The organism is Streptococcus danieliae, from assembly GCF_025447695.1.
Lineage (GTDB): Bacteria > Bacillota > Bacilli > Lactobacillales > Streptococcaceae > Streptococcus > Streptococcus danieliae.
On record NZ_JAOBSU010000004.1, the window covers coordinates 17,633 to 29,122 of the forward strand.

Annotated in this window: 14 protein-coding genes and 1 pseudogene; 12 read left to right on the plus strand and 3 right to left on the minus strand. The window is 43.8% G+C overall.

The genetic code is table 11. The features are described 5' to 3' along the window. Positions 1–26: 26 nt before the first annotated feature. From cvfB to N4310_RS00610, 4 genes are all read left to right on the plus strand, one after another. Complete coding sequence (cvfB, locus tag N4310_RS00595) at positions 27–899, plus strand: RNA-binding virulence regulatory protein CvfB (RefSeq protein WP_262091683.1); 873 nt, start codon at positions 27–29, stop codon at positions 897–899. Next, positions 892–1,107, plus strand: a complete 216-nt coding sequence (locus N4310_RS00600) for a YozE family protein (protein WP_160332891.1) — start codon at positions 892–894, stop codon at positions 1,105–1,107. Before cvfB ends, N4310_RS00600 begins: the two co-directional genes overlap by 8 nt. A 61-nt stretch (positions 1,108–1,168) precedes the next feature. Then, positions 1,169–2,149 carry a PhoH family protein gene (locus N4310_RS00605; RefSeq protein ID WP_262091684.1) on the plus strand — a complete coding sequence of 327 codons (981 nt, stop codon included), beginning with the start codon at positions 1,169–1,171 and terminating at the stop codon, positions 2,147–2,149. A 75-nt stretch (positions 2,150–2,224) separates the two neighbouring features. Further along, positions 2,225–3,748 carry an amidase family protein gene (locus N4310_RS00610; RefSeq protein WP_262091685.1) on the plus strand — a complete coding sequence of 508 codons (1,524 nt, stop codon included), beginning with the start codon at positions 2,225–2,227 and terminating at the stop codon, positions 3,746–3,748. 74 nt (positions 3,749–3,822) lie between these two features. On the opposite strand, the gene N4310_RS00615 is transcribed toward N4310_RS00610, so the two are convergent. The 3 genes from N4310_RS00615 to recX form a co-directional block, all read right to left on the minus strand. Continuing rightward, entirely contained in the window at positions 3,823–4,140 is a 318-nt protein-coding gene (locus tag N4310_RS00615) for a DUF960 domain-containing protein (protein ID WP_262091686.1), read from the minus strand. Positions 4,141–4,199: 59 nt separating this feature from the next. Then, a complete protein-coding gene (gene ntdP / locus N4310_RS00620; RefSeq protein ID WP_160332906.1) occupies positions 4,200–4,733 on the minus strand; it encodes a nucleoside tri-diphosphate phosphatase in 534 nt (177 codons plus the stop codon). Positions 4,734–4,840: 107 nt separating this feature from the next. Next, on the minus strand, positions 4,841–5,629 hold the full coding sequence (gene recX / locus N4310_RS00625; RefSeq protein WP_262091687.1) for a recombination regulator RecX: 789 nt from the start codon (positions 5,627–5,629) through the stop codon (positions 4,841–4,843). Between the two features lie 121 nt (positions 5,630–5,750). Here recX and rlmD point away from each other — a divergent pair, with 121 nt between their 5' ends. From rlmD to N4310_RS00665, 8 genes and pseudogenes are all read left to right on the plus strand, one after another. Beyond that, positions 5,751–7,097 (plus strand): 23S rRNA (uracil(1939)-C(5))-methyltransferase RlmD, encoded by a 1,347-nt coding sequence (gene rlmD, locus N4310_RS00630; RefSeq protein ID WP_262091688.1) that lies wholly within the window; start codon positions 5,751–5,753, stop codon positions 7,095–7,097. 163 nt (positions 7,098–7,260) lie between these two features. Then, positions 7,261–7,620 carry a hypothetical protein gene (locus N4310_RS00635; protein ID WP_420832886.1) on the plus strand — a complete coding sequence of 120 codons (360 nt, stop codon included), beginning with the start codon at positions 7,261–7,263 and terminating at the stop codon, positions 7,618–7,620. 57 nt (positions 7,621–7,677) lie between these two features. After that, entirely contained in the window at positions 7,678–7,929 is a 252-nt protein-coding gene (locus N4310_RS00640; protein ID WP_160332910.1) for a DUF1912 family protein, read from the plus strand. Between the two features lie 111 nt (positions 7,930–8,040). Further along, positions 8,041–8,768: pseudogene (locus N4310_RS00645) on the plus strand (AAC(3) family N-acetyltransferase). A 246-nt stretch (positions 8,769–9,014) separates the two neighbouring features. Further along, positions 9,015–9,446: a PTS sugar transporter subunit IIA gene (locus N4310_RS00650; protein WP_262091690.1), complete on the plus strand. Its 432-nt coding sequence runs from the start codon at positions 9,015–9,017 to the stop codon at positions 9,444–9,446. Continuing rightward, positions 9,430–9,903, plus strand: a complete 474-nt coding sequence (locus N4310_RS00655; protein ID WP_262091691.1) for a PTS sugar transporter subunit IIB — start codon at positions 9,430–9,432, stop codon at positions 9,901–9,903. Before N4310_RS00650 ends, N4310_RS00655 begins: the two co-directional genes overlap by 17 nt. Further along, entirely contained in the window at positions 9,900–10,664 is a 765-nt protein-coding gene (locus tag N4310_RS00660; RefSeq protein WP_262091692.1) for a PTS mannose/fructose/sorbose/N-acetylgalactosamine transporter subunit IIC, read from the plus strand. The genes N4310_RS00655 and N4310_RS00660 overlap by 4 nt, the downstream gene beginning before the upstream one ends. Then, a complete protein-coding gene (locus N4310_RS00665) occupies positions 10,661–11,326 on the plus strand; it encodes a PTS system mannose/fructose/sorbose family transporter subunit IID (protein ID WP_262091693.1) in 666 nt (221 codons plus the stop codon). Before N4310_RS00660 ends, N4310_RS00665 begins: the two co-directional genes overlap by 4 nt. Positions 11,327–11,490: the final 164 nt, after the last annotated feature.

Below are 11,490 nucleotides of genomic sequence, written 5' to 3' on the forward strand. Positions count from 1 at the left end.
AACCTCTTTTTAACAAAGGAGAAGCTATGGAAAGTTTATTGGCGACTTATGTGGTCGGTCTCATAACAGATGAAAATGATCAGTATTATTATGTGCAAAAGGAAGGGCAGACCTATGCCTTGGATAAAGAGGAAGGTCCGCATGCCCTAGGAGATTCGGTTAAGGGCTTTACCTATGTTGATATGAAGCAGAAGCGGCGGTTAACGACGCTATCAGTAACTGCTGATCGTGATCAGTTTGGCTGGGGTCAAGTGACCGAGGTCCGTCGCGACTTGGGTGTGTTTGTGGATACAGGTTTGCCGGATAAGCAGGTGGTGGTATCCTTAGATATTCTGCCGGAATTAAAGGAACTCTGGCCTAAGAAGGGGGATCGTCTCTATATCCGTTTGGAGGTGGATGCCAAGGAGCGGATTTGGGGCATTTTAGCTAGTCCAGAAGATTTTCAACGTTTGGCTCAACCGGCCTATGACAACATGCAGAATCAAACCTGGCCGGCTATTGTCTACCGCTTGAAGTTGACGGGGACCTTTGTTTATCTGCCTGAAAACAATATGTTGGGCTTTATTCATCCGACTGAACGGTTTGCGGAGCCGCGTTTGGGACAGGTTTTGGATGCTCGAGTGATTGGTTTCCGGCAAGTCGATCGGACCCTGAATCTCTCGGTAAAACCACGGTCTCATGAAATGTTGGCCAATGATGGGCAGATGATTGCCCAATATCTCCAGACTAACGGTGGTTTTATGACCTTGAATGACAAGTCCTCACCTCAGGCTATCAAAGAGACCTTCGGTATTTCCAAAGGCCAATTTAAGAAGGCCTTGGGCGGACTGATGAAGGCTGGTAAAATCAAGCAGGACGAGTGGGGCACAGAGTGGATTTGGGAGGATGACTATGCGTAGATCCTTCTACCATTGGCTGATGACCCAGCGGGACTCCAAAGTCGATCTTGCAGCTGCAGAGTTGGCGGATTTGGTATTTACCGATACCGCCTTTCCCCGCCAAAGCAGCGATTTTGACCAGATTAGCCGTTATTTGGAGGAAGAGGCCTCTTTTGCCTTTAATTTAAGTCAATTTGATCAGATTTGGGAGACTTATTTGGCCCATTGAGGAAAGACAAAGGGCTGGGAATTTGTTATACTGAAAGCAAAGAAGCAAAAAGGAGAATCGTTTGCAAGAATTTTCAACTGAGTTAACCTTAAACCATCCGGATGATTTATTGCTCTTGTTTGGTTCTAACGAGCGGAATTTGAAACTGCTGGAGGACTACTTGGATGTGGTCATCCATGCGCGTACCGAGCGGGTGCAGATTCTGGGTTCCAAAGAGCAGGCTTTGGAGGCTAAAGCGATTATTCAGGTCCTCCAGGTCTTGGTCAACCGTGGCATGCAGGTGGCTTTGACAGATGTCGTAACGGCCATGAATATGTCCAAGGAAGGGCGTCTCCACCAGTTTGTAGCTCTTTATGAGGAAGAGGTTTTAACCGATTTCCAAGGGAAGGCCATTCGAATTAAGACTCCAGGTCAGAAACTCTTCGTCGATGCGGTGAAATACCAGGATGTGGTCTTTGGAATTGGCCCGGCGGGGACGGGGAAAACCTTCTTGGCAGTTGCTCTAGCTGTGCGTGCTCTCAAGCGTGGTCAGGTCAAGCGAATTATCTTAACCCGTCCCGCAGTTGAAGCTGGGGAAAGCCTGGGCTTCCTACCGGGTGACTTGAAAGAAAAGGTTGATCCTTATTTGCGCCCAGTTTATGATGCTCTTCACAAAATTCTGGGCAAGGAGCAAACCAACCGCCTCTTGGAGCGGGAAGTGATTGAAATCGCACCCCTCGCCTATATGCGGGGACGAACCTTGGATGATGCCTTTGTTATTTTGGACGAAGCCCAGAATACAACGGTGATGCAGATGAAAATGTTTTTGACCAGGCTTGGTTTTAACTCAAAAATGATTATCAATGGAGATATTAGCCAAATAGACTTGCCCCACAAGCAAAGATCCGGTCTCCTGGACGCCATGGACAAGCTCAAGCATCTACAAACCATTGGCTTTATTCATCTCACAACCCAAGATGTTGTACGCCATCCCCTGGTATCTCAGATTATTTCAGCCTACCAACCCCAAGAAGTACAGGAAAAGAATTCTTCAGATGCCTAGCATTCAAAAATCCCAATCGCGCATGATTGGGATTTTTGAGCCTTGAGGAGATTTGTTAAAGATTAGGAGAACAATATGAATGTGAAAAAAATAGCCCTGTGGACAACAGGGATTCTTGTCGGTGGTGCTGCCCTTGGAGTGGGAGCTGTTTATCTCTACCTCCAGTCACTCATGCCGGCTAAGGAGGAGCGGCTGGCTTACCGCAATGAGCAGGTCCTTGCGGCCATTGACCTGCAGTTGGAAGGGGTTGATCTCGATGGTTTGCGGGCTAAGATTCCGCTGATGGAACAAAAATCTCTAGGAGAGTTACAAGAACTCTTGCGCCAAGGGACGATTCGCCATCAGGATTTGGTTGCCTATTATTTATTAAACATTAAAGAAAAAGATCAGAGCGAGTTGGGCAACAATGCGGTGAGTGAAATTAATCCAAGAGCCATGGATGAGGCTCGGAAGTTCGATGAAACCCAAGATGATCGTCTCTTAGCGGGAATCCCAGTCCTGATTAAGGAAAATATCAATACCAATAACCTGTCCACCAGCGCAGGAGCCTATGCTCTCAAAGATTTTATTCCCGCCCAAAATGCTCCCGTTGTTGATCAGCTACTGGAAAATGGCGCGATTATCTTAGGGAAGACCAATTTGTCTGAGATGTCCTACTACATGAGTCAGAAAAGTCCCAGTGGCTATAGCGCTAAAAAAGGTCAGACAACCAATCCCTTTAATCCTCTCGTATTGAGTCCCTTGGGTTCCAGCTCTGGTAGTGCCGTCGCCATGGCGACGGATTTGGCAGCAGTCAGCCTCGGGACAGAAACCTCTGGGTCCATCGTTGCTCCCGCTGCCATCAATTCGGTTGTCGGCTATAAACCGACCCGTGGTACCATCAGTGGTGAAGGGGTAGTCCCAATCACCTATACCCTGGACACCGTCGGACCCATTACCAAAACAGTGGAAGATGCCTTCCTAACCTACCGTGCGGCCACGGGTAAAACAAGCTCCCTTTCTTTGGACAAGGACTTTATCAAAGGAAAAAGAATCGGTCTCTTAAAAGCAGACAAAGACTTCGACAAACGACTAGAGAAAGTTCTGAAAGATCTTGGTGCTCAAGTCGTATCTCTCGATATTGATACAAGCAAGATTGACTTGAACTTTATCCTAAAAAATGATTTTGAGAAAGATTTAAACCACTACCTCAAAACTGCGGACGCACCAATCGGCTCCCTGCAAGAATTGGTTGATTTCAACAAGCAGGATCCAGAAGTCCGGATGCGCTATGGTCAAAACTTCTTGGAAGAAGCCCTCCGTCCTAAGCTAGATGCTGCCAAGGTCGAAAGCATCTTACAAATCGCCCAAGACAGCCTTAATCAGGCCATGGACAATCAAAAACTGGATATTCTGGTTGCCAAAGACAATTACTATGCTCATCTAGCAGCTGGCGCGGGTGCACCTGAACTCACCGTTCCCTTCGGACTACAAGAGGAAATACCCGTCGGAGCTACCTTCTTTGCAAAAGCAGGTCAGGATGAAACAGTCATCCAGATAGCCTACAGCTTTGAACAGTTAACCCAACTCCGCGCTTTGCCGGGAGAGAAGGAATTCTAAAAGATTCACAAAAACCTTGCCCTCGAAAATAGGGGCAAGGTTTTTTCATATAGAAACGGAGAAGCTCTCCACGACTAACCGGTAAATTCATCTGGTAGGAGAATCACTTGCGTGTGATTTTGCTCGACAATATAAACTTCCCTTGGATAGCTGGGATCAAAGGGATAGGGTAAATCAAATTGAATCCAGGAAGGGGTCTGGTTGCTTCGGTATTCTAAACTGACCTGATTGTCTGCGTTTTTTAGAATCCGGAAATGGAGGGGAGATATCAGGTCGAACACACCTGTCAGATTTTTGTCGATGACAAACCAGAAGGAATCGATTAACTCGGATGGAAGACTGGTGACAATGCCGAAGGAGGCATAGCGTTCATTAGGGTTTGAAAAAGGCATCTGGACTCCTTTCATAGTAAAAGAGGCATGTGGAACCCACACTACCTCTAAGGCTAACTTTACCGATTTTTGAGTTCTAAATAGCGTTTGTACCAAATATTTACATAGGATTGAGAGAAGGGACCGCGGCCATTGTTAATCCAATCCACTAGAATTTTCACATTCTCTTTGAGAATAAAGTCGATATCCTCTGAATAGTTCATTTGCTTCTTATGACGTTCATACTCTTCTACATCCAGTAGACGTTTTTCCCCGTCCGCAAAGACCTTGACATCCAAGTCGTAGTCGATGTACTTGAGGGCTTCCTGGTCCAGATAGTAGGGGCTGGCCAGATTACAGTAGTAGGAGACGCCATTATCGCGAATCATAGCGATAATATTGAACCAATACTTTTTGTGGAAATAGACAATGGCTGGTTCACGTGTCACCCAACGACGACCATCACTCTCGGTAACCAGTGTATGGTCATTAACGCCAATGAGGGCGTTCTCGGTTGTTTTTAGTACCATGGTATCGCGCCAAGTGCGGTGCAGATGCCCATCATGCTTATAACTTTGAATTGTAATAAAGTCGCCTTCTTTTGGAAGTTTCATATGCTACCAACTTTCTACAATACACTTACTCCCCAATTATATCACAAAAGAGAATGAAATAGGGGAAGGGAGCCTCGTAGAAGGAGGAGCAAGATCTTGCAAAAGAGCTAGTCCAGATCTCTCAGGGCCTGATCAAGTTGGCTTTTAATCCGGTCATAGTCAAAGCCCTTGCGGAGCAGGGCCTGGGTCAGCCGCTGTTTGAGTTGGAAGCCCTCGTATTTTCGCTGGTAACGGCGGAGGGCCTTGTCCAGTTCCTTTTCGAGTAGCTCCTCCTCGGTGTCCGGATCCTTTTCCCAGCTCAGTTGACTTAAAGCCTGTCGAATACTGTCGGGATCGAAGCCTTTTTGGTAGAGGGCTTGTTGGATTTTGTTTTTGAGGTTGCGGTGGCTCAGACGCTGGCTGTATTTGCGTTGGAGTTTTTCGGCTTCTTTGAGGGCCAGGGGACTAAAGTCGAGTTGCTCCAAGCTTTGGGCAATGATGGCTGGGGCAATTCCTTTTTGTTTGAGCTTTTCTTGGAGACGGTAGGGCCCCTTGTTCCCTGTTCGAAGCTGGCTATCGAGGTACTGTTGGCAGTAGCGCTGGTCATTAATCCAGTTGTCCGCTTCCAAATCTCGGAGGATGGTTGTGACTTGGGACTCTGCGATTTGGTATTTGATGAGGTAGTCCCGAACTTCTTTTTTAGTCCGATTTTGAAAGGAAATGTAGTAGAGGGCCAGGTTTTTACCGTAGGAAATTTGTGCGAAGGCACGAATTTCCTCTAATTCTTCAGGAGTCACTTCCTTCCCTTGTGAGAGCAGATAGCGAACCAGGGTGTCTTCGGTGATGTAGAAGGCTTGCCCCTGGTCCGTTTCTAAGAGGTAGAGTCGTTTTTTCTTTTGGAGTTTAGTTATTTTCATAGGCCTATTATACCTTTTTATTGTCCAATAGATAAACGATCGACCGCGGAGGGCATTCTGTTTTGACAAGGAGTTTCAAAAAAGGCACACAGTTCCGAATTTTTTGTTGTAAAATAAGGGTATGAGAGTAAAACAAAGAATTCCATTGAAAATCAAACGAATGGGGATAAATGGAGAGGGGATTGGTTTCCACAAGGGGACGCTGGTGTTTGTGCCGGGGGCTCTGAAGGGGGAGGATGTCTTCTGTCAAATTAGTCGTGTGAAGCCTAATTATGCGGAGGCACGTTTGCTGAAGGTGAATAAGGCTTCACGTTTCCGAGTGGATCCAGCCTGCCCCATCTATGAGACTTGTGGGGGCTGTCAGATTATGCACTTGCAGTATCGGAAGCAACTGGAGTTTAAGCGGGATGTGTTGAAACAGGCCTTGAAGAAATTCAAGCCGGAAGGTTATGAAGACTATGAACTACGGCCAACCCTAGGGATGAAAAAACCAACCTACTATCGGGGGAAACTGCAGTTCCAGACTCGGCGGGTCAAGGGGAAGGTGGCGGCAGGTTTGTTTGCGGAAAACTCACACCGTCTAGTGCCGGTAATGGATTGTCTGGTTCAGGATAAGACTACTCAAGCGATTGTCAATCGTACAGCTGAACTCTTGGATGACTTGAATATTCCAATCTATGACGAGCGGAAAGAACAGGGAGTTCGGACGGTTATGGTACGGCGGGCCCGTAAAACGGGTCAGGTCCATATGATTTTTGTCCTGAGCCGTAAACTGAAATTAGGACGTTTGGTCCAGCGCTTAACGGAGGAGTTTCCAGCGATTCGGACCATTGCAGTCAACATTCAGCCTAAGAAAACCAGTGAGATTTACGGAGTGGAGACGGAAATTATTTGGGGCAGTGAGCACATCCAAGAAGGGGTATTGGACTACGATTTTGAGCTGTCCCCACGCGCCTTCTACCAGCTAAATCCCCAACAGACCGAGGTCCTCTACCAAGAGGCAGTGAAGGCCTTGGAAGTCAAACCCACAGATCATTTAATTGATGCCTATTGTGGGGTCGGAACCATCGGCTTTGCCTTTGCCAACAAAGTTGCCTCTGTACGAGGGATGGATATTATCCCCGAAGCGATTGAAGATGCCAAAAGTAATGCCCGCCGTATGGGATACGACAATACCTATTATGAAGCCGGAACAGCAGAAAGTATCATCCCTCGCTGGTATGCGGAAGGCTACCGAGCAGATGCCTTGATTGTTGACCCGCCTCGGACCGGCTTGGATGATAAACTCTTACAAACCATCCTGACCTATCAGCCAGAGAAGATGGTTTATGTGTCCTGTAATGTGTCCACCCTGGCCCGTGACTTGAAGACCTTGGCCAAGGCTTATCAGGTGGAGTATATCCAATCGGTGGACATGTTCCCTCATACAGCCAGAACCGAGGCTGTTGTGAAATTACTGAAAAAATAAAAGGTAGAGATTATCCTGCTAAAGACAAAAGCTAAGGCGAAAGGTTAGGATGCTACACGTAAACAAAGGGAGAACGTGGGACAGAACTAATTTTTGGAAAAAAGTTTGGACCAGACTTCCATTAAATCCGATTCTTGCTGATGTTTTTAGTAGAATGAACTTAATGGAGCGACGAGGGAGTGGTTTGCGAAAAATTCTGGATAGTTACATGGGGTTCGAAAGTTATTCAGAAAAATTATTGCCCAAATTTCAATCAACGAATAGTGAATTTATCGTTATTCTACAAAATTTGAATTATCATAGTGGCGATAAAGTGGCGATAAAAAGTGGCGATAAGAAGTCACAAATGGCTGTGATTTTACAATTTGCCCAGCAACAGGAATCGTTCCGTACGAAGGATGTTGAGTGGCTATTAGGAATTGGACCGTCTCGAGCACGCAAATTGATTTCAGAATTGGTTGTGGAAGGACATTTGGAAGCTTTGGGGAAAAATCGGAATCGGAGATATCAATTAGTGAAATAGCTCATACAGCCAGAACCGAGGCTGTTGTGAAATTGCTGAAAAAATAAAGGAGTTAGTATGCGCGAACAAGAATTTTTAAAAGATATGGAACAATGGTTGAAGTTACAGGTCACGACCAATGAAATGGCGGTGGCTGAGAGTCACCGGATCTGGGAAGAAGAGAAGGATGAGGCGGCGCGTGAAGCTTGGATTCGTTATGAAAGTCGTTTGGATGCCTATACTTTTTTGCTAGGCAAATTTTTAAACTTCCATGATGGCAAGTCTTTCCATGATTTGCCAGAAGGATTTTTGGATAAAAAATTCTATTAAAAATCGAAAAAGGGGGATACGATGTATAGTTATCTCACAAAATCAATTGAAAAAGGTTATGCTCCAGTAACGGAAGCTGATTTTTTAAGTCTATTTGCGGATTTAGGTCTGATGAAAGGGGACCTTGTCCTAGTCCATGCATCCTTATCTTCTTTAGGTTATGTTGTGGCTGGTGCTGAGGCGATTTTTAAAGCCTTGCAAGAGCAGGTTGGTACTGAGGGAACGATTGTTGTCCCGTCTCAAACTGTGGAAATTTCAGATCCTAGCTCTTGGCAATATCCAGCTGTCCCGAGTGAGTGGTTTGAGAGTATCCGGGAAAATATGCCTGCTTATGACAGGAAAACCTCCTTCTCTAAAAGTATGGGTCAATTTAGCAACTATATTGGACGTCTGCCCCAGGCTGCTCGTTCGGATCATCCCATGTATTCTTTTACAGCAATTGGCAAGCAGAGGCAATTGTTGAGATAGATGGACTGGATTTTCCCTTTGGAGAAAACTCAGTTTTATCAAAATTATACGATGCTAAGGCCAAGATTGTTATGATTGGCACGGACTTTGAAACGAATACCTCCCTCCATCTAGCAGAGCATTCTGTGGGACGTGATGCGATTGTTGAACGCAGTAAAATCCTGCGAGACGGGGAGGCGACCTGGTGTGAGTTCAAAAATATCGATCTCGATCTCTATGATGATTTTCTTGAGATCCAATCGCAATTTTTTGAAAAATACCCTCCTAAGCAAGGCAACATCAATGATGGGAAAGTATATTGTTTTAACATGGTTGATTGTGTGGATTTTGCTAAGAAACATTTTCAGAAGAAGAGTAGGGTGGAAGTGTAGTAGAATTTCACATTTTATAGTAATCGTGATTGAGAGACCTTGTCCGATTTGGGTAGGGTCTTTTTTGTTTGGCGGCTTTTCCTCTCGGTTTATTCGTCGTCTAATCATCCTTGAAGACAATTTTTAAAACAAGAGATTTCACTTTAATAAGTGAAATTATTTATATTGAAAGCGAAAACATTGTTGTTTATAATGAATTTATAAATGAAGTAGCTACAAAATTTAAGGACACAGAGAGGACATGAAATGACAAATTCAATAGCTTTACTGTTGATGTCTCATGGAACTTTTGCACATTCGGCGATGAAGAGTGCGGAGTTGATTATTGGGAGACAAGAGAATTATGAAACAGTTGGAATAGACGTTGTAGACGATGTAGATGCTTTGGAACAAGAGATGATGGAAAAAGTCGAGTCTCTTGATCAATCGAATGGTTTGATTATTTTGACAGATATTATAGGAGGGACGCCGACAAATTTAGCTTCAAGACTATTGCAAAATTCAACTACCATTTTGGTTTCGGGTTTAAATCTACCACTGGTGTTAGATGTTTGTATGAATCGGCAAATGAATCTTGATTCTGTAGTCGGAAGTTTGGAAGCTGCTTATGCACAAGGATTTACTATTCGTACAATAACAGATGTTATGGGAGGAGAAGAAGATGAGTATAGTCTTTAGTCGTATTGATGATCGTTTAATTCATGGGCAAGTTATGACAACTTGGGTGAATTTACATAATGTTGAACAGATTATTGTTTTAAATGATCGTGTCGCTCAAGATCAAACGCAAAAAAGTATATTAAGTATGGCTGCTCCTCCGGGAATAGCTGTAAAAGTATTTCCTGTTGAAAAGTTTGGACAAATTTTAAAGAAAACGACAATTACAAGACGTACAATGCTGCTATTTACAAATAGTGAGGATGTTTTATTGGCGGTAAAAGCAGGTGTACCAATTGCAGAATTAAATGTTGGTGGAATACGTTACCATGAGGGGCGGGAGAAACTAACAAAATCAGTAGCAGTCACAGAAAGTGAACTAGATGCCTTTAAAGAATTACTAGCACGTAATCTTGAAATAACAATTCAAATGGTTCCCAATGATGAGCGTGTGTTGTTGGAGGAGGTTCTAAAATGATTCAAGCATTATTAATTGCGATTTGGACAGGTCTTTGTGCTATTGATGATATTGGGACACAGATGCTTAGAAGACCTTTATTAATTGCACCGGTTATTGGGATTATCATGGGAGATCTTCCAACTTCTTTATTGATTGGGGCATCCTTAGAGGTCTTGTGGATGGGAATTGGAAATGTTGGTGCCTATTCTGCACCAGATATTATTTCTGGAACAGCAATTGGCACAGCATTAGGGTTAGCTTCTGGAGGAGTTGCGACAGCAGTGGCTGTAGCAGTGCCGGCATCTCTTTTATCCCAACAATTATTGGTTTTATACCGTTCGAGTATTGTCTATCTAAATCCAATTGCAGAAAAAATTGCCGAGACAGGTGATTTTTCAAAGATTTTTCGAATTAATTATGTGCCGATGTTGATTGCTTTTCTGATTAGGGCAGTTCCAACATTTATTGCAGTTTATCTAGGGGCTGCGGTTATTGATCAGGTTGTGGCTTCTCTTCCTAAAGAGGTGATGTCTGGTTTAGCTATCGCTGGTAAGATTATTCCATCTGTGGGGATTGGTTTATTGATGCTCATGATGATCAAAAAAGGAGAATTGTGGGTATTCTTAATTGCTGGTTTTGCCTTAGCCGTTTATTTGGAGTTATCAGTTCTTCCGATTACACTATTGGCTCTTCCAATTGCCTTAATTTATGATTTAGCTTCACAAAAACCAGTAATGGTAAATGAAGTTACTGAGAGTGAGGAGGATTATGATTTATGAAAAATAAAATTGGAAAACAAGATTTGAACAGAGTTTTTTGGAGAATGCAGCTGTTCAATGTAACCAATAATTTTCAGTCTATGCAAGCGATTGGTTTCTTATCTAGTTTTGCTCCAATCCTAGAAAAACTATACCAGGGGAAATCCAAGGAGGAGCGAGTAGCTGCGATGAAACGGCATCTCGAGTTTTTCAATAGTCATGTAAATTCAAATGCTCTAATCTTGGGTATAACAGCAGCTATTGAAGAAACAACAAATGAAGATCAGAAGGATACTGTTACAAGTATTAAGACGGGACTAATGGGACCCTTGGCCGGTATCGGCGATAGTGTTTTAAAATTTACGTGGTTACCTATTTGTGGAAGTATCGGTGCTACTTTGGCTCTAAATGGTAGTGTTTTGGGTCCAATCTTGATGTTTCTTCTCTATAATGTTGTCAATGTTGCTTCCAAATACTATGGGATTCATTTAGGATATTCTAAGGGTATCCAGTTGATCGAAGGGGCTGGAGGAAATGTTCTTCAGCGTTTGTCGAATATTGCGAATATCGTAGGTTTAATGGTTATTGGAGGATTGATTGCATCTGTTGTCAAGGTGAATATTATTTCAGAGATTAAAGCGGGTGTGTCAAGAATTTTGTGTAAACTCCAAAGCAGAGTTTGAATGTGTGTATTAATCGGACAAGGAATTGTAAGGATTTCCCTTTTGAGCCTAGTTGGATAACAAGAGAAATAGGGATTGGTGTCAAGGCTTTAAGCGAAGCGTGCCTTTACACCATATCCAATTTCTCTTAAACTAAATGAGGCTCAAAAGGGAAACTGCTCTTA